Below are 17387 nucleotides of genomic sequence, written 5' to 3' on the forward strand. Positions count from 1 at the left end.
AAGACAAGCTGAAGGCCCTGCCGGCCGACAAGCTGGTGGAACTGCGCGACAACGGCGCCTTGGGTCAGATCTACGCCCACCTGGTGTCGCTGCTGGGCTGGGACCGCCTGATCGCCCTGGCCTTCGACAAGGCCGCCAAGGATCAGCTGGCCGCCGGCAACGCCTGATCCTCAGACTCTGTGAAAAAAACAGCCCCGTCCGGTTCGCCGGGCGGGGCTTTTTCTGGCTCAGCGCCTGACGAAGACCGCCCGCGTCAGGCACGAAAAGACCAGACGACCGGCCTCGTCGAGCAGATCGTGGGAGGCGATGACGATGCCCTTGTCGTCACCCACAGGGTCCTTGCCCATCACCGTCATGCGGCCGCGCATCAGCTCGCCCGCCGGCGGGTTGCGCATGAAGCGAAGGCCGTCCACGGCCAGCACCTTGGACTGGGCCCAACTGCCCGACTTGTCCGCGAACAATCGGCTCCACAGGGCATAGGTCATGGCGTCCGGCGCGCCATAGCTGGCGTCCCAGCCCGGTGCGAACCGCTCCACGAACAGCGCCAGCGCCGCCTCATCGACCGTACAGGCCCCCAGGGGGATGACCTCGCCGACGCCGAGGTCTTCGAAGTGGGTGTGCAGCGGCTCGCTCATGCGATCGGCCTCAGCCCGCCGGTTCTTCGGACACGCGGACCAGCAGCTTGCCGTCGTGGTCGCCGGTGAACAGACGGTTCAGCGAATCCAGCGCGCCCTCCAGGCCGTCATCGACATGGACCTTCCACTTGATGGTGCCGTCGGCCAGCCAGGGGCCCATCTCCGCGATCATCTCCCGCGCACGCGGGGCATAGTCCATGACCAGAAAGCCCTGGACGGTCAGGCGATGGGTGATGATGCGCGAGAAGTTCGGTGACGGCGGCATCTTCGTCGCATTATAGGCCGAGATCAGGCCGCAGACGGCCATGCGGGCATGGACCTTCAGTCGGTTGAAGACCGCGATCATGATGTCGCCGCCGACATTTTCGAAGTTCAGGTCGATGCCGTCCGGGGCCAGCCGATCCAAAGCCTCGCCGACGTCTTCGTTCTTGTAATCGATGGCGGCGTCGAAGCCGAGCTCCTCGGTCAGCCAGCGGCATTTCTCGGCCCCGCCGGCGATGCCGATCACACGTGCCCCCCGCGCCTTGGCCACCTGTCCGGCGATGGAGCCGACGGCCCCGGCGGCGGCCGATATGACCAGGGTTTCGCCCGCCTTGGCTTTCAGCACATCGGTCACGCCGAAATAGGCCGTCATGCCTGTCATGCCGAGCACGGACATGTTGGCGGTCAGCGGCAGGCCGGGGGCGCGGTGCACGCGCGACACGGCGCTGTCCGGGATGGCGGCATAGTTGGACCAGCCCCCGGCGGCGGTCGAGACGATGTCCCCGACCTTGTGGCGGTCGGACCGGCTTTCCTCGACGACGCCCAGTGTCAGGCCCCGCATGACGCCGCCCAGCGGCACGGCGGGCAGATAGCCCTCAGCATCATTCATCCAGGTGCGATTTGTGGGATCCAGAGACAGATAGATGGTGCGGACCAGAACCTCGCCATCCTGAAGCGCCGGGATTTCGGCCTCTATCAGTTCGAGGTCGCCGGGCTGGATCAGGCCTTTGGGGCGCTGGCGCAGAACCCATTGACGATTGATGCGAGCCATCGCGGCCTCCTTCAGGTTTTCATTCGAGACGCGCATAGTGGCCATCAAGACGGGCCTGTCCAGTCAGACCGTCCGACGCGACAGAAAAACGGCGGCTCCGTCTCCGGAACCGCCGTGAAGTGGCATCATCGAGAATGAGGCGCGGAGGCGACAGACCGGCTTTCGCCAGTCTCAAGTCGGGGGGCGTCGCCGCCTCCGCATGAGGCTAACGGACTTCATCGACTCGGGTTCCGTGGACACTCGATTTTCCATCACGCGACGAGGCTGGCGGCAAACAGGGAACGGCGGGTCACAGCAGGCGTTGAGACTACGCCATTATGCTCAAGCTGCAGGAACCGCGACATGACCGACCCTTCTCCGCACGACAAGGCCGCCGATGCCGTCCACGAAGGCCGGCCGGTCGAGGCGCAGTATGTTCGCGGCGGCCGACCCGGGGTTCGTATCCTGACGCTGCTGCTGATCTCCACCGCCGCTGTGGCCATCCTGCTCTTGGGCATGTGGTTCGTCAGCCAGGGTGGGTTTGCGCGCACCAACGCCAACGTCGGCGGACAGGCGGTCGATGCTCAGGCCTTTGACGGCGATGCCACGACGCCTCCCACCGCTGATGCGCCGACGACCAGCACAGGCCAGCCGGTTGCCACGCCTACCGGCGAAGCGCCCAACGTCAACGCGCCGACGACTTCTGCACAACCCGCCCAGTAAAATCGGCGATCACGACAACAAAAAAGGCCCGGTCGGCGACCGGGCCTTTTCGCATGGACCGACTGAAGCCCTAGGCGGCCTGCTTCTGCCGCGACGGGTGGAAGAACAGGGCCTGGCTGATCGCGGCCTTCACCGTTTCCGGCTGGAAAGGCTTGGTGATCAGGAAGGTCGGTTCCGGACGTTCGCCGGTCAGCAGCCGCTCGGGGAAGGCGGTGATGAAGATGACCGGCACATCGAACTTGCGCAGAATATCCTTGACCGCATCGATGCCTGAAGATCCGTCGGCCAGTTGGATGTCGGCCAGAACCAGACCCGGACGGTGGCGCGCGACCGCATCGACGGCTTCGTCGTGCGTCGTTGCGGTACCAGTCACCCGGTGCCCCAGTTCCGTGACCAGGCTTTCGATGTCGGCAGAGATGATCGCCTCGTCCTCGATGATCAGGACGTCGGTGGCCAGTTCGGCGTCGATGTCGGACTGAGCCTCGGCGATCAGGCGCTCGACCTGATGGGCGTCGGCATCGAGAATCTGGGCGGCCTCCGAAGGTGTGAAACCCTCCAGCGCCGTCAGCAAAAAGGCCTGACGCGAGCGAGGCGAGATCCGCATCAGACGGGTCGAGGCATCGCCGTCATCCATTCCGCTGCGGTCTTCCAGCTGGGCACCCGTGGTCGTCCAGATGGTGTGGAAGACGTGATACAGGGCCACGCGCGGTGTCATATCGGCGGACAGCTGTCGCTCCCCGGCCGCCAGGGCTTCCAGCGCGACGCGGACGTAGTTGTCGCCAGTGGTCTGGTCACCGGTCAGCGCGCGGGCGTAGCGACGAACATAGGGCAGGTGTGGCGCAAGGCGGGCCAGAAGGCTCATATACTGTAGTCCCCGACAGGAAGTTGGCCTTCGACAATGAGGCCTTTGCAAGCCGCGTCAACGTGCCAGAAACGCTACGGTTCCCGGCAGCGGAGCCAAGCTTGGGCATTAAACCTTTGTCATGCCGGAACCGGCCCGGCTGTGCCGCGTTCCGGGGCCACAACAAGTCCAGGGCGCGACCATAATTTAATGACAGATCACAACGAACCTGCGGGTCAGCCCGCCGCCAAAGGTCCCGGATTGGAAGAAGCCCGTCTGCGCCAGCAAGCCATCGGGGTCAAACTCCGCCACCTGTTTGACAATGTGGTCAATGAGCCGGTGCCGGACGAGTTCCTGGATATCCTGCGCCGCGCGGACGAGCGCGGGAGTGACAAGGCGTGAGCGGCCATACCTCTGCGCCGCCCAAGCCCGATTCCGCTGACGATGGTGCCTTCAAACGAGAACTTGTCACGCTGATCCCGCATCTGCGGGCCTTCGCGCGCACTCTGACCGGCGATCCGACGGCGGCCGATGACCTGGCCCAGGACGCCATGATGAAGGCCTGGGATGCCCGGGCCAGCTATCAGCTGGGTACCAACATGAAGGCCTGGACCTTCATGATCCTGCGCAACCAGTTTTATTCGGAAAAGCGACGCTCCTGGCGTCAGTCGCAGCTCGACCAAGAGGCCGCCGAGCGCACCCTGGTCGCCGTCGACGATCCGGAATCGCCGCTGGCCCTCGACGAACTTCGGCAGGCGCTGAACACTCTGCCCGAAGAACAGCGCGAGGCCCTGATCCTGGTCGGTGCCGGTGGCTTTGCCTACGAAGAAGCCGCCGAAATCTGCCAATGCGCGGTCGGCACGGTGAAGAGCCGGGTCTCGCGCGCCCGCAAGGCCCTGCTGGCCACGCTGGAAGCCGGTGCCTATGGACGGGACGGGCGCGCGGCAGGCGACGCCATGCGCTCCATTCTGGCGGCGGCCGATCGTCTGAGCGGCACTCCGGATCGATAGGGTGGCACGGCTGGTTAAGGCGTTCGGACGGCGGCGCGGGTCGCGCCTGCACGGTATCCGCTTTCGCCTGGGCCTGGCCATGGCCGTGGCCCTGCTGCCCATCCTGATCCTGGGTGCGTTTCAGGCCAATCGGGCCTTCGAGGCCCAGGACGTGGATCAGCGGGCCGACCTGCAACTGGCCGTAGAGCGCACCTCCGCCGCCGCCAAGGCGAGGCTGGACAGCACCAGCGTCCTGCTTCAGGCCCTGAGACCCGAGGCGCTGGAGCTGTTCTGCCGCCCGCGCCTGACCTCTCTGGTCCAACGCCTGGACGACATCGACGGCCTGGCGCGGCTCAGCGTGACGGGACAGCCGACCTGTGCGTCGGACAATCTCACGGAGGCACCGCCCGCCTGGCTGTCTCAGGCCGCCGGCAGCGAATGGTTCCAGAGGCTGCGCGCAGGCGAGGACACCATCGTGGTCCGCGCTCCGGATGCCCCAGGTGTCGTGCCCAGTCTGATTGTCGCCATCCGTTTGGAACGGCCCATGGGGGCGTTCAACGGCGTCATGCTGGCGTCCGTGCCTTTGTCGCGGCTCCAGCCCGACATCAACGACCCGGCCTTGCCCGAGGGCTCACAGGCGGCTCTCACCGACGCCGCAGGTCGGCTCCTGACCGTCACCGAGCGCGACGCCTTCCTGCTACGTAACGGCTCCGAGCTGGACGGCTGGGTGGATCAGGATGGCGGCCAGGGATCGACGATCTTCGAAGGCCGGGATTCTCGCGGGCGACCCCGTGTCTATGCCGGAACCGCCGTCGCCGAGGGCAACGTCTATGCCTTGCTGTCGGCACCCGCGCCCGATCTGCTGTCCTGGGCCCGGCTCAACCCGCTGGGGGCCTTCTTTGCTCCGGTTCTGGCGTGGCTTCTGGCCCTGATGTGCGTGACCTGGGTCAGCGAGCGCATCGTGGTCCGCTGGCTGGTCTATCTGGAACGGGTCGCGGCCCTGTACGCCAAGGGCAAGTTCAGCGTACGGCCGACCCAGGCCGTGCATGCCCCCGCCGAGATCCGCAATCTGGCCAGTACGCTGAACGATCTGGCCGACACCATCTCGGCCCGCAACCGGAGCCTGACGGCCTCGCTGGAGGAGAAGGACGCGCTGATGCGCGAGATCCACCACCGGGTGAAGAACAATCTGCAGATCATCTCGTCCCTGCTGTCGATGCAGCAGCGGGCCCTCACCGACGCCCCGGCCAAGGCGGCCGTCGGCGACACGCGCCAGCGGATCGCGGCCCTCGCCCTGATTTACCGCACCCTCTATCAGAGCGACGACCTCCGCTATGCGGATGCGCGGGTCTTTCTGACCGATCTTGTCGGCCAGCTCGTCGCGGGTGACGCCGGACGTGGACCGGTCGTGACCTCCTCGGTCGAAGCAGACTCGCTCGTCGTCGATCCTGACAAGCTGGCACCCCTGGCGCTGTGGCTGGTGGAAGCGGTCAGCAATGCCCAGAAACATGCTTTCGCCGGTCGCGGTGGAGACCTGAAAGTCCGGTTCAAGGTCGATGGCGATATCAGCGTTCTGGAGGTCGAGGATGACGGGCCGGGTGTCAGCGAGACCGAACGCGCCGGCGTCGGCCGCACCCTGATGGGGGCCTTTGCCAAACAGCTGCGCGGCACGGCCGAAATGGTGCCCTCGTCCTCGGGCGGCACGCTGGCCCGGATGACGTTCGCCACGCCCGAAGCCATCACGCCGATTGATCCTTCGGACCTGGGAACCTCTGCCGCGCAACGGCATTGATAGCGTCAAGACAGCGTTTTCTGTTCTGAGGAGCCCACCATGCGCAAGATTTTCATCCTGGTCGCCGCCGCCGCCGCCCTGACCACCGCCGCCTGCAACACCGTCTCTGGTGTGGGCCAGGACGCTGCCGCCGCCGGCAACGCCGTGACCAGCGCCGCTGAAGAAGCCAAGAACTAGGCTTCACGGCATACGAGTTCCCGACCGCGTTTCCCCCCGACGCGCGGCTCGGTTGAAGAAGGCCCGCCGGTCCCCCCACCGGCGGGCCTTTGCTATTTCCGCTTGCGATTTCCGGCGCTAAGCATGGGCTGTGAGGGGCGCCAAGACGACCCGCAGATTCCGGCGCGGGGAGGCGTTTCATGGCCAATAGAGCGACAGCCGACAGAGATCATTCCGATGATGCGGGGCCGGGCCTGCGCACGGTCGTCGGGGCCTCCGCCGCCGGGACCGCGTTCGAGTGGTACGACTTCTTCATCTTCGGCTCGCTGACGACGATCATCGCCCGCCATTTCTACGCCGATGTGGGCGAGGCGACGTCCTACATTCTGGCCCTGCTGACCTTTGGTGTCGGCTTTGTCGTGCGCCCCCTAGGGGCCCTGGTGTTCGGCTGGTTCGGCGACAAGACAGGACGCAAGACCACGTTTCTGGTGACCATCACCATGATGGGTGTGGCCACCGTCGCGATCGGTCTTCTGCCTGACTTTGGCCAGATCGGCATTGCGGCACCGATCCTTCTGATCCTGCTCAGAATCGCGCAGGGTTTTGCCCTGGGCGGAGAGTATGGCGGGGCCGCCATCTATGTGGCCGAACATGCGCCTGCGAAAAAGCGCGGCTTCCTGACCGGCTGGATCCAGACCACCGCCGCCATTGGCCTGATCATGGCGCTGAGCGTCATTCTGATCACCCGCGCCATCATGGGGGCCGAGGCCTTTGACGAGTGGGGCTGGCGTATCCCCTTCCTGCTGTCCTTCTTCCTTCTGGTCGTGTCGCTGTGGATCCGGCTCAAACTGCACGAAAGCCCGGCCTTCAAGCGGATGGTGGCTGAAAGCACCGAACGTCAGGCCCCGTTCAAGGAAAGTTTCGCCACCTGGAAGGTCGGGAAATTCGTGCTGATCGCCCTGGTCGGCATCATGTTTGCGCAAGGCGCCGTCTGGTACGCGGGCTATTTCTACACCCGCTTCTTCATGGAGCGGGTGCTGAAGATCGAGGTCTCGACGGTGGACGGCCTGATCCTGGCCATCACCGTGGCCTCGGCGGTGCTCTATGTCTTCTTCGGCTGGCTGTCGGACCGAGTGGGGCGAAAGCCGGTCATGGTCGGCGGCATGGTGCTGTTCCTTCTCGCGGTCTTCCCCGGCTTCCACGCCCTGACACGCGCCGCCAACCCGGCCCTGGCGGAAGCCCAGGCGACATCGCCCGTGACGGTCGTCGCCGACCCCGCCACCTGCGCTGTCCAGTTCGACCCCGTCGGCAAGGCCGCCTTCGCCTCCTCCTGCGACCTAGCCAAGAACGTCCTGTCCAATGCGGGCGTCAGCTATGACAATGTCGCGGCCCCCGTCGGCACGCCTGCAGTGGTGCGGGTCGGTGCGGTCGAGATCGCCTCGGTCGAGGGCACCGGCCTGGATGCGGCCGCGCTGAAGGCCGCCCGCACCGATGTTGAAGCGCGCGTTAAGACGGCGCTGACCCAGGCCGGCTATCCGACCAAGGCCGACCCTGCCCGGATCAACCTGCTCGCCGTGTTCGGTATCCTGATGGTCTTCATGATCGCCGCCACCGCCGTCTATGGGCCGCAGGCGGCGGCCCTGGTCGAGCTGTTCCCCACGCGGGTACGCTATACGGCGATGAGCCTGCCGTACAATGTCGGTACCGGTTGGGTCGGAGGGCTGCTGCCCGCCGCCAGCTTTGCGCTGGTCGCCTGGTCGGGGAATATCTACTTCGGTCTGTGGTATTCGGTCGGCTTCACCGCAGTGGCTGCAATTGTCGCTTTGCTGTTCCTGCCAGAGACGCGCGGTCGTGATCTGAACACGATCGGCGAGTGAGCGTTGAACAAAAACTCCCTCCCCCTCGGGGGAGGGTCGTCGCCGCGAAGCGGCGGCGGGGTGGGGAGGGCTAAGGCAAAACGGGCGCGGTGCTCGCCTTGCCGAACCGCCCCCACCCGGCCTCGGCTTCGCCTCAGCCACCCTCCCCTCCAGGGAGGGAGAAGGAAGTTGAAATGAACACCGCCGCCCGCGACGCCGGACTGAAATTGCTGCGCCAGCACGCCCTGATCGCGGGCGAGGCTATCTCCGCCAATGGCGATGGTATTCCCGTCGATGACCCAGCCACCGGCAAAACGATCGGCTGGATCCCCGATCTGGGCGCGGCGGAAACGCAAAAAGCCATCGACGCCGCCCACGACGCCTTCGCAGACTGGTCGCGCTCCGATCCGCACAAGCGCGCGGCCTTCCTGCGTGAATGGGCGCGGTTGATCGACGAGAATACCGAGGGCCTCGGGGCTCTGATGGCGCTGGAAAACGGCAAGCCGTTCGAGGAGGCCAAGGCCGAGGTCGCCTATGCCAACGGCTTCATCAAATGGTTCGCAGGCGAGGCCGAACGTCTGCTGGGCGAAACCCAGGACAGTCCGCTTGGGCACGTCATCCTGACCTTCCGCGAGGGGGTCGGGCCCTGCGCTCTGATCACGCCCTGGAACTTCCCCGCCGCCATGCTGACCCGCAAGCTGGGGCCTGCGTTTGCCGCCGGCTGTACCGCCGTGGTCAAGCCGGCCAGCCAGACCCCCTTCACCGCCATCGCCCTGGCCGAGCTTGCCTATCAGGCGGGTCTGCCCAAGGGCGCACTCAGCGTCGTCACCGGCGATGCGGCGACCATCGGCGGCGTCCTGACCGCTTCGCCCCTGATCCGCAAGCTCAGCTTCACCGGCTCCACCCCCGTCGGCCGCAAACTGGCGGAGCAGTGCGCCCCGACGCTGAAGCGGGTGTCGATGGAGCTGGGCGGGGCCGCCCCCCTGATCGTCTTCGCCGACGCCGACATCGATCTGGCCGTGACCGAAACCATCAAGGGCAAGTTCCGCAACTCGGGCCAGACCTGCGTCTGTCCCAACCGCGTCTATGTCGAGGCCTCGGTCGCCGAGACCTATGCGAACAAACTGGCCGAGGCCGTGGCCAAGATCCCGGTCGGCCCGGCCTTTGAGGATGGCGTCAAGGTCGGCCCCCTGATCGAGGACAAGGCCATTGCCAAGGTCGAGGAGCATTTGAAAAAGGTGCAGGCTTCGGGCGGCAAGGTCCTGACCGGCGGCGAACGCCACGCCCTGGGTGGGCGCTTCTTCCAGCCGACGGTGACCCTGGGCGGAGACGACAAGCTTTTCCGCGAGGAAGAGACCTTCGGACCCCTCATCCCTGTCTTCCCGTTCGATAGCGAGGACGAGGTTCTGGCCAAGGCGAACGATAGCGAGTTCGGCCTGGCCTCCTATCTGTTCACCCGCGATCTGGACCGCGCCTTGCGCATCGGTCGCCGGATCGAGGCGGGCATGTGCGGCATCAACACCGGCCTGATGTCCACCGCCGTCGCCCCCTTCGGCGGTGTGAAATCCTCAGGCTATGGCCGCGAGGGCTCGACCCACGGCATCGACGAATATCTGGACATCAAGGCCCTGACCTTGGCGTTGAAGTGAGGCGAGGGCGGCTTCAGCCCCTGGTCTGGCCGGTAGCGGTGCTGATCGCCTCGGGGCTCACGGGGCTAGCGGCCGAAGCCACGGCAAGATCGGTTCAGACCGTGACCCTCTATGGCCTGATCAAGATGACCAGTGACCTGCTGCTGGTGATCGGCGGGGTGTGGCTGGTCGTGGGCGTGGTGCAGGTTCTGACCCCGGCGCGAAGACGCTAGGCACCCTCACGCCCTCTTGACGAACTCCGTGCGCAGCACCAGGCCGCGCACCTTCTCCACATTGGCCTCGATCTCGTCGATGTCGCCGGTCAGGCGGATGTTCTTGACCAACTGCCCGCGCTTCAGGGTCACGCCTCCCGAGCCCTTGACCTTAAGGTCCTTGACCAGGGTCACGCTGTCGCCGTCGGCCAGGACATTGCCGTTGGAATCCTTGGTCACATCGTCTGTCATCGGTCGTCTCCGGGCGATTGGCGCGACGCTGTAGCACACAGAGGCGGGACATATGGCGCCGCGCGGCCAAGCCCCTTAAAGGGAGGCGGATGTTCGGCCTCGCCAATCCCGACCGGTTCCTGCGCTTCACCCGCTCGCTCACGCCCGTGTTGTGGGTCGGGGCCGCTGTTCTGCTGGCCATCGGCACCTGGCTGAGCTTCGTCGCGCCCGAGGACTATCAGCAGGGCGATACGGTGCGGATCATGTTCGTGCATGTGCCCGCCGCCTCGGTGGGTCTGGGCATCTATCTGGCACTGGGCATCTCCAGCTTCTTCGCTCTGGTGTTCCGGCATCCGCTGGCGGATGCGGCAGCGCGGGCGGCAGCCCTGCCCGGCACGGCCTATACCTTCCTGGCCCTGATCACGGGCAGTCTGTGGGGCAAGCCGATGTGGGGGGCCTTCTGGGTCTGGGGCGATGCGCGGCTGATGTCGGAGCTGGTCCTGCTGCTGTTCTACATCGGCTATATGGCGCTGAGGGCCTCGATCGACGACGAGGCCAAGGCCGCGCGGGCCGCGGCGGTGCTGGGCCTCGTCGGCCTGATCAACCTGCCCATCGTGAAATTCTCCGTTGACTGGTGGAATACCCTGCATCAGCCCGCCAGCCTGCTGAGGGAAGATGGGCCGTCGGTCGCTCCGGCGATGCTGACACCGCTCCTGATCATGATGGCGGCATTCGGGATATTCTTCCTGGCCTACTGGATCACCTCGATCCGCACCGAGATAGTGCGTCGTCGGGTGCTGTCGCTGACCGCCCGCCGCGCCATGGAGGCCGATCATGCCTGATCTGGATATGGGCGCTTACGGAGCCTACGTCTGGCCGTGCTGGGCCATCAGCGCGGTCGTGCTGTCGGCACTGGCCTTGCGGGCGCTGATGGCCTCGCGTCGCTGGAAGGCCGCGCTGAAGCGGCTTGAGGACGACAATCCATGAACCGCTGGCTGGCCCTCATTCCCCTGGCCCTGCTGGTCGGGCTGGTCGTCTTCGCCGCCCTGAAGCTGGGCGATGTGGCCTCACGCTCGCTGACGCAGGGCCAAACTCAGGGTAATGAGTATCGTCCCGCCGCCCTCGTCGGCCAGCCTATTCCCCAGACCGTCCTGCCGATCCTGACCGGCACCGAGCCGGGCCCCGGCCAAGTCGATCTGAAGACCGCCGGCGTCGGGAAGCCGATGCTGGTCAATGTCTTCGCCAGCTGGTGCGCGCCCTGCCGTGTCGAACACCCCCGGCTGATGGCCCTGCGCGAACAGGGCGTGGCCGTCGTCGGCGTGGCGTGGAAGGACGATCCCGTCGCCACCCGCGCCTTTCTGGACGAACGGGGCGATCCCTATTCCATGGTCCTGGTGGACCGGGACGGACGGGCCGGGCTGGATCTGGGCATCACGGGTGCGCCGGAGACCTTCGCTGTCGACGCCATGGGCAAGGTGGTCGCCAAATTCTCCGGCCCCCTGGTCAGCGACGCCGAAATAGACCGCCTGGTCCAGGCCATGCAGGCCCCGGCGCGCCCTCTACCGACCGCCACACCGCGCCCATCGGAGTAGGGCGTTAACCCTCTCCACACCGTTTTCGTTAACCTTGTCGGCATGAGCGCGATTCGTCCCGACCTGCCCTCCACACTGTTCCCGACGGCCCCGCAGCCGGCGGCCCAGGCGGCGCGCTCGTCCGACTTCTTCCGCGCCGCCCTGGCCGGGATTTCGCCGACGCCGGTGACGAAGACGGAGGTCCCTGTGCGGCCTGCGATCACGACGGCTTCGCGGTCCGACAGCACCGGATCAGCCGGCGAACGCGACCTGCGCCCGGGCTCCCTGATCGACATCCGCGTCTGACTTCACGCGAAAATGAGCGGCACATCCGCGCGCACCGTGTTTATGGTCGCGCCATGCGTAACCGGGGCTGGATCACACCCGCGGCGGCCCTCGGGCTCGCCCTCGTCGCGGCGACCTCGACCGCCCAGCCCACGGGCGTGCGCGAAGTCCGCCATCAGGTTCCGGGGCCCAGCGATCCCGTCGTGGTCGAACTGTTCACCGCCCAGGGCTGCGGCGTCTGTGCCGAGGCCAATAGCCGGCTGGAGGCCGTGGCGGACGAGCCGGGCGTGATCGCCCTGACCTACGCCGTCGATTACTGGGACTATCTGGGTTGGCGCGACACGTTCGCGCGGCCGGAGTTCGCCCAGCGTCAAAGGGCCTACCGCCGCCCCCTGCGCGTGCGCGACGTCTCCACGCCCCAGATCGTGATCAACGGTCGTCGTCAGGTCGCTCTGGCCCAGCCGCCCGCACTCCAGGCGGCCATCGACGACGAGGCGACGCGTCCGGCCAATCCGCCGGAGATCGAGTTCCGCGAAACGGGCGACCGGGTCGGTGTGGGATCCGGCGCATCGCCCGAGGGCGGGGCTGAGGTCGTGGCCGTGCGCTACAAGCCAGGAGCCCAGACCGTCGTGGTTTCGGCGGGCGAAAACCGGGGCCGTCGCCTGCGTCATACCAATGTGGTCGTTGGGGTAGAAACCCTCGGCGACTGGAGCGGACGCCCGGTCCTTTATCCCCTGCCTGATGACATGGCTCAGGGCGAGGCGGTCGCCGTGCTGATCCAGGCCAAGGGCAGTCGCCGCATTCTGGCCGGCGCAGTGCTGGCGCCGCGCTAGCCCCGGCCAGGTCTCGTCATCTTTCGTCAGGCACTTCGGCTTGAACCCTGTGTTCAGCCGTGCAAGCTCGCCCCTGCGGCATGGAGTGCGGAGGCGACATGATGAGATCGATCGTCCACATTCCGATGATGGCGCTGCTTCTATCGCCCCTCGGACCTGCGGCGCATGCCTTTTCGATCCCCGATCCGGTCCAGACCGTGGATGCGGGTGACGAGACGCCTGAATCCCGCGGTGTCGCCCGGACGCTGGTCGTCGCCCATCTGGTGGATTGGGCGCGGGCCAATCGTGATCCGGCCGCCCTCCTGATCGCGGCCCGCATGCTGGCCGAGGTCCCGATGCGAGCAGGTCCGGATGGGGATGCGGGTCTGGAGCCGGTCCTGACACCCTATGCCTTGCGCGAGGAAGCGGCCGCTCTCGGCGACGCCCGCCTTGAACTGGATGATACGGTGGTTACCGGCTCCCGCCTCAGAAGCGTCCAGCCCCCAGCCGAAGCCGTCGAGCCCCCGCCGCCGCCCATTACCGCTCCCGCTCCGCCACCGCGCCCGATTACCCCTCCACCGCCACCTGCGGTGCCCATGCCGATATCACCACCCGCACCGATCGCCGGTGTCGTGGCCTCTCCCTTCGGCGTGGGGCCGATCTCGACGGTCAAGCGGCTGAACTCGCGCGAGACCTGGTCATTCGTGGTGGATGCCAGAGGAGCGCAACTCCTGAGAGTGGCTGCCATCGGTGACGGCGACACCAATATCGACCTGATCGTACGCGACGAGCGTGGTCAGATTCTGTGTGCCGACGGCTTCGACGACCACTATCCCAGCTGCACGCTCAAACCCCCGGCGGCGACGCGGCTGAGAGTGAATGTCGTCAACCGGGGCGATGTCTGGACCAAGGTCCAGATCCTGAGCAACTAGGCCCCGGCCTTTTTCGCAAAGGCGAGCGCGCCGTCAGCCAGCATCGGGACTTGGGCGGCCATCGTCCGGGCATGGGCAGAGGCCGCCGTGCCGTCCCTCACACGCCCCGCAATCCCCTGGCAGATGGCGGCCAGACGGAACAGGTTGTAGGCGAACAGCCAGTCCAGATTGGGGGGTACGTCGCCGCCCGTCTGGCGGGCGTATCGGTCGGCCGTCTGGGCCACCGACGGGATCCCCAGAGCCTCGATGTCGATCCCGGCCAGGCCATTCTTCTGGGTCGCCGGAATGACCCAGGCGATCAGCAGATAGGAAAAGTCCGCCATCGGGTCGCCCAGGGTGGACAGCTCCCAATCCAGCACGGCCCGCACTTGTGGCGCATCGGGGGCCAAGATCAGATTGTCGAGGCGGAAGTCGCCATGCACGATCCGCGTCGGCCCCTGCGGCGGCAGGGTGGCGGGCAGGAATTCGATCAGCCGGTCCATCGCCGCGATCGGTTCGATCTCGGACGCGCGATACTGTTTGGTCCAGCGCCCGACCTGCCGTTCGAAATAGTTGCCGGGTCGGCCGTAGTCGCCCAGGCCAATGGCGGCGGGATCGAAGGCATGCAGAGCCGCCAGGGCATCGACCTGGGCGTCATAGATGCTGCGGCGGTCATCGGGGGACAGGCCGGGCAGTTTGAGGTCCCACAGGACCCGCCCTTCGACCTTGTCCATGACGTAGAACATGGAGCCGATAACGCTATCATCCGTACACAGAGCATAGGGCCGGGCGACGGGGTAGCTCTGCGCGTGCAGGGCCGAGATGACCGTGAACTCACGGTCCACGGCATGGGCCGAGGGCAGCAGCGTGCCCGGAGGCTTGCGGCGCAGCACATAGGTGTGACCCGGCGTGGTGAGTTCGTAAGTGGGATTGGACTGGCCGCCCTTGAACTGGCGGATCGTCAGGGGACCGGCATAGCCCTCGACATTGCCTGCCATCCAGCGCTCCAGCGCGGCCTCGTCCAGACGATATCGCGGGTCGACGTCGCGAGTGCCGGAAAAGGCCGCTTGGGCGTCGGTGTTGATTTCGCCGTCCGGGGTGGTCTCAGTGTCGGTCTGGGTCATGCGTCATCCGGGTTTGCGGCGATGATGGCCGCTCGCACAGCCCCGCGCCAGCCCTTCAGCAGGGCTTCGCGCATCGACGCGTCCATGCGCGGCGTCCACACCGCGGGAGCCTCGACCGGATGATCCTCCAGATCGTCGATCAGCCCGACGCCCAAAGCCGCCAGCTTGGCCGCACCCAGCGCCGTCATCTCCTGAAACGCCGGACGCTCGACCGTGATGTCGCAGATGTCGGCCACGAACTGCATGGCAAAGGCATTGGCGGTGACCCCACCGTCGACCTTCAGCACCTTCAGCCTGGGCGCGCCGTCGCGGGCCAGGGCGTCCAGCAGATCGCGGGTTTGATAGGCCAGGCTCTCCAGTGCAGCCCGCACCATATGGGCCGGTCCGGAATCGCGGGTCAGGCCGACGATCGTGCCCCGCGCGTCCGGCTCCCACCACGGGGCGCCCAGTCCGGTGAAACCCGGCACCAGATAGACGCCACCATTGTCGGGCAGGCTCTGCGCCATCGCTTCCGACTGGCGCGATTCGGAGATGACCTTCAGCCCGTCGCGCAGCCACTGGATCGCCGATCCTGCCGAGAAGATCGACCCCTCCAGCGCATAGGCGACCTGACCGTTGGCGTCATAGCCCAATGTGCCCAAGAGGCGGCTGGTCGAGGCGACAGGCTCGGTCCCGACATTGGCCACCAGAAAGGCCCCGGTGCCATAGGTGATCTTGGCATCACCGGCCTTGAGCGCGCCGTGCGCCACCAGTGCCGCCTGCTGATCGCCCGCCGCGCCGCGGATGGCCAAGGCGGCCCCGAACAACGACGGTTCGCAGTCACCTAAATGATCCGCGCAGCCGCGTATCTGTGGCAGGGCCTCGAGCGGCACATCGAACAGCTCGGCCAGATCGGGCCGCCACTGGCGGGTTCTCAAATCCATCAGCGAGGTGCGGCTGGCATTGGTTGCGTCGGTGACATGGCTGGCACCGCCGGTCAGTTTCCAGATCAGCCAGCTTTCGATCGTGCCCAGCTTGACCTCACCCTGCGCGGCCCGTTCGCGCGCGCCCGGAACCGCGTCGAGGAGCCAGGCGAACTTGGAGGCCGAGAAATACGGATCGAGGATTAGACCCGTCGCGGCCTGAACTTCCGGCTCATGCCTTGCAGCCGCCAGACGTGCGGTCACATCGGCCGTCCGCCGATCCTGCCAGACGATGGCGCGATGCAAAGGTTCGGAGGTGGTTGCGTCCCACAGCACCGCCGTCTCGCGCTGGTTTGTGATCCCGATGGCCGCGAACCTCCCGACCCCGCCCGCCTTGCGGATCACTTCGCGACAGGTCTGCAGCGTCGCGGACCAGATTTCCGCCGCGTCATGCTCGACCCAACCCGACCTCGGGAAATGCTGCTGCAGTTCGATCTGGCTGACCTCCACCGGTCGAAGGCCGCCTTCCGGGGCCGCTTCGAAGGCGATGGCGCGCGACGAGGTCGTGCCCTGGTCGATGGCGAGGATCAGGCTTTTCATGGCGGCAGTCTTAATGCGCTATCGCCCTTTGGGCTACTTGACCGCGGGGTTACGCAAACCCCGCCCGCCAAGGTAAGAGGGGCCATGCACACCGCCTCCTTCGAGGGCGTCCGCGACGCCGCCCGCCAGATCACCGGCCACGCCGTCCGCACACCGTTAATCGAAAGTCCGGCCCTGAACGAACGGCTGGGTGGACGCGTGTTGATGAAGGCCGAGAACCTGCAGGTCGCAGGGGCCTTCAAGTTCCGCGGAGCGTGGAACCGGATCAGCCGGCTGACATCTGACGAACTGGCCCGCGGCGTCGTCGCCTATTCGTCGGGCAATCATGCCCAGGCCGTGGCCGCCGCCGCCCGCCGCATGGGCACCCACGCCATCATCGTCATGCCCGCCGACAGCCCGAAGGTGAAGGTCGAGGGCGTCATCGCCTTCGGCGGCGAGGTGCGGATGTACGATCGCTATACCGAGAGCCGCGAGGCGATCGGCGAGGAGATCGCGGCCACGAAGGGCAGCATCCTCGTCCGCCCCTTCGACGACCCCTTCATCATCGAGGGCCAGGGCACGACGGGGCTGGAAATCATCGAACAGGCGCGTGAGCAGGGTGTGGCGCGGATCGATCAGCTGCTGTGCGGGGCGTCGGGCGGCGGTCTGATCGCGGGCATCAATCTGTCGATGGCCGCCCTGTCGCCGGACACGCCGGTGATCGGGGTGGAGCCCGAAGCCTATAACGACACCCTGCTGTCGCTTGCGGCCGGAGAGCGGCTGACCCATGCGCCGGTCGCCCACCCCTCGATCTGCGATGCCCTGATGACCGATCGGCCGGGCGAGCTGACGTTTCCGATCAACCGACGACTGGACCGGGTCGTCACCGTCTCGGACGCCGAGGTCGCCGAGGCCGTGGCCTTTGCGTTCCGGACCCTGAAGCAGGTAGTCGAGCCGGGCGGCGCGGTGTCGCTTGCCGCCCTGTTGTCGGGTCATGTCGAAGCAGCGGGGCGAACCACGGTTCTCGTTCTGTCAGGCGGCAATGTCGATCCGGGCCTGTTCTCCGACATCATCGAGGGCCAGTTCGTCGCCCATTGATTGCGCTGCGCTTCCCGGTCAGTCTGCTCT

The 17387-nt window shown here is 66.5% G+C and carries 22 protein-coding genes; 16 read left to right on the forward strand and 6 right to left on the reverse strand.

The genetic code is table 11. From position 1 onward, the window contains the following. Nucleotides 1-167, forward strand: a 167-nt coding sequence (locus tag JHC81_RS07485) for a SapC family protein (protein WP_292172865.1), incomplete at its 5' end; no start/stop codon positions are given. Nucleotides 168-227: 60 nt separating this feature from the next. Here the strand turns inward: JHC81_RS07485 and JHC81_RS07490 are convergent. Both JHC81_RS07490 and JHC81_RS07495 read right to left on the reverse strand, forming a co-directional pair. Continuing rightward, the gene (locus tag JHC81_RS07490; RefSeq protein WP_292172774.1) at nucleotides 228-635 is read right to left on the reverse strand and encodes an acyl dehydratase; all 408 of its coding nucleotides are present in this window, start codon (nucleotides 633-635) and stop codon (nucleotides 228-230) included. 10 nt (nucleotides 636-645) lie between these two features. Then, a complete protein-coding gene (locus JHC81_RS07495; RefSeq protein ID WP_292172776.1) occupies nucleotides 646-1668 on the reverse strand; it encodes an NADP-dependent oxidoreductase in 1023 nt (340 codons plus the stop codon). A gap of 342 nt (nucleotides 1669-2010) precedes the next feature. Here JHC81_RS07495 and JHC81_RS07500 point away from each other — a divergent pair, with 342 nt between their 5' ends. Next, complete coding sequence (locus JHC81_RS07500) at nucleotides 2011-2370, forward strand: hypothetical protein (protein WP_292172779.1); 360 nt, start codon at nucleotides 2011-2013, stop codon at nucleotides 2368-2370. Between the two features lie 70 nt (nucleotides 2371-2440). On the opposite strand, the gene JHC81_RS07505 is transcribed toward JHC81_RS07500, so the two are convergent. Further along, nucleotides 2441-3232 carry a response regulator gene (locus JHC81_RS07505; protein ID WP_292172781.1) on the reverse strand — a complete coding sequence of 264 codons (792 nt, stop codon included), beginning with the start codon at nucleotides 3230-3232 and terminating at the stop codon, nucleotides 2441-2443. 189 nt (nucleotides 3233-3421) lie between these two features. Here JHC81_RS07505 and JHC81_RS07510 point away from each other — a divergent pair, with 189 nt between their 5' ends. From JHC81_RS07510 to JHC81_RS07540, 7 genes are all read left to right on the forward strand, one after another. Then, entirely contained in the window at nucleotides 3422-3613 is a 192-nt protein-coding gene (locus JHC81_RS07510) for a NepR family anti-sigma factor (RefSeq protein ID WP_292172783.1), read from the forward strand. After that, the gene (locus JHC81_RS07515) at nucleotides 3610-4221 is read left to right on the forward strand and encodes a sigma-70 family RNA polymerase sigma factor (RefSeq protein WP_292172785.1); all 612 of its coding nucleotides are present in this window, start codon (nucleotides 3610-3612) and stop codon (nucleotides 4219-4221) included. Before JHC81_RS07510 ends, JHC81_RS07515 begins: the two co-directional genes overlap by 4 nt. A gap of 1 nt (nucleotide 4222) precedes the next feature. After that, nucleotides 4223-5992: a sensor histidine kinase gene (locus tag JHC81_RS07520; protein ID WP_292172787.1), complete on the forward strand. Its 1770-nt coding sequence runs from the start codon at nucleotides 4223-4225 to the stop codon at nucleotides 5990-5992. A gap of 39 nt (nucleotides 5993-6031) precedes the next feature. Then, nucleotides 6032-6169 carry an entericidin EcnA/B family protein gene (locus tag JHC81_RS07525; protein WP_292172788.1) on the forward strand — a complete coding sequence of 46 codons (138 nt, stop codon included), beginning with the start codon at nucleotides 6032-6034 and terminating at the stop codon, nucleotides 6167-6169. Between the two features lie 179 nt (nucleotides 6170-6348). Next, nucleotides 6349-8025, forward strand: a complete 1677-nt coding sequence (locus JHC81_RS07530) for an MFS transporter (RefSeq protein WP_292172790.1) — start codon at nucleotides 6349-6351, stop codon at nucleotides 8023-8025. 173 nt (nucleotides 8026-8198) lie between these two features. Then, nucleotides 8199-9653 carry an NAD-dependent succinate-semialdehyde dehydrogenase gene (locus tag JHC81_RS07535; protein WP_292172795.1) on the forward strand — a complete coding sequence of 485 codons (1455 nt, stop codon included), beginning with the start codon at nucleotides 8199-8201 and terminating at the stop codon, nucleotides 9651-9653. A gap of 38 nt (nucleotides 9654-9691) precedes the next feature. Further along, nucleotides 9692-9865 carry a hypothetical protein gene (locus JHC81_RS07540; RefSeq protein WP_292172798.1) on the forward strand — a complete coding sequence of 58 codons (174 nt, stop codon included), beginning with the start codon at nucleotides 9692-9694 and terminating at the stop codon, nucleotides 9863-9865. A gap of 6 nt (nucleotides 9866-9871) precedes the next feature. Here the strand turns inward: JHC81_RS07540 and JHC81_RS07545 are convergent, their stop codons facing one another. Beyond that, nucleotides 9872-10096, reverse strand: a complete 225-nt coding sequence (locus JHC81_RS07545) for an alkylphosphonate utilization protein (RefSeq protein WP_292172802.1) — start codon at nucleotides 10094-10096, stop codon at nucleotides 9872-9874. A gap of 89 nt (nucleotides 10097-10185) precedes the next feature. Between JHC81_RS07545 and ccmC the strand changes: the two genes are divergently transcribed. From ccmC to JHC81_RS07575, 6 genes are all read left to right on the forward strand, one after another. Next, complete coding sequence (gene ccmC, locus JHC81_RS07550) at nucleotides 10186-10917, forward strand: heme ABC transporter permease CcmC (RefSeq protein WP_292172805.1); 732 nt, start codon at nucleotides 10186-10188, stop codon at nucleotides 10915-10917. Continuing rightward, nucleotides 10910-11062 carry a heme exporter protein CcmD gene (gene ccmD / locus JHC81_RS07555; RefSeq protein ID WP_292172808.1) on the forward strand — a complete coding sequence of 51 codons (153 nt, stop codon included), beginning with the start codon at nucleotides 10910-10912 and terminating at the stop codon, nucleotides 11060-11062. The genes ccmC and ccmD overlap by 8 nt, the downstream gene beginning before the upstream one ends. Then, a complete protein-coding gene (locus tag JHC81_RS07560) occupies nucleotides 11059-11667 on the forward strand; it encodes a DsbE family thiol:disulfide interchange protein (RefSeq protein WP_292172811.1) in 609 nt (202 codons plus the stop codon). Before ccmD ends, JHC81_RS07560 begins: the two co-directional genes overlap by 4 nt. A gap of 42 nt (nucleotides 11668-11709) precedes the next feature. Further along, complete coding sequence (locus JHC81_RS07565) at nucleotides 11710-11952, forward strand: hypothetical protein (RefSeq protein WP_292172814.1); 243 nt, start codon at nucleotides 11710-11712, stop codon at nucleotides 11950-11952. Nucleotides 11953-12005: 53 nt separating this feature from the next. Further along, a complete protein-coding gene (locus tag JHC81_RS07570; protein ID WP_292172817.1) occupies nucleotides 12006-12764 on the forward strand; it encodes a DUF1223 domain-containing protein in 759 nt (252 codons plus the stop codon). Between the two features lie 98 nt (nucleotides 12765-12862). After that, nucleotides 12863-13675, forward strand: a complete 813-nt coding sequence (locus tag JHC81_RS07575; protein WP_292172820.1) for a hypothetical protein — start codon at nucleotides 12863-12865, stop codon at nucleotides 13673-13675. Here the strand turns inward: JHC81_RS07575 and JHC81_RS07580 are convergent. Both JHC81_RS07580 and glpK read right to left on the reverse strand, forming a co-directional pair. Further along, nucleotides 13672-14778: a phosphotransferase family protein gene (locus JHC81_RS07580; RefSeq protein ID WP_292172823.1), complete on the reverse strand. Its 1107-nt coding sequence runs from the start codon at nucleotides 14776-14778 to the stop codon at nucleotides 13672-13674. The genes JHC81_RS07575 and JHC81_RS07580 overlap by 4 nt on opposite strands. Further along, on the reverse strand, nucleotides 14775-16280 hold the full coding sequence (gene glpK, locus JHC81_RS07585) for a glycerol kinase GlpK (RefSeq protein WP_292172825.1): 1506 nt from the start codon (nucleotides 16278-16280) through the stop codon (nucleotides 14775-14777). Before glpK ends, JHC81_RS07580 begins: the two co-directional genes overlap by 4 nt. A gap of 84 nt (nucleotides 16281-16364) precedes the next feature. Here glpK and JHC81_RS07590 point away from each other — a divergent pair, with 84 nt between their 5' ends. Beyond that, on the forward strand, nucleotides 16365-17357 hold the full coding sequence (locus JHC81_RS07590) for a threonine/serine dehydratase (protein ID WP_292172828.1): 993 nt from the start codon (nucleotides 16365-16367) through the stop codon (nucleotides 17355-17357). Nucleotides 17358-17387: the final 30 nt, after the last annotated feature.

The sequence above is a fragment of the Brevundimonas sp. genome (assembly GCF_016463295.1).
Taxonomy (GTDB): domain Bacteria; phylum Pseudomonadota; class Alphaproteobacteria; order Caulobacterales; family Caulobacteraceae; genus Brevundimonas.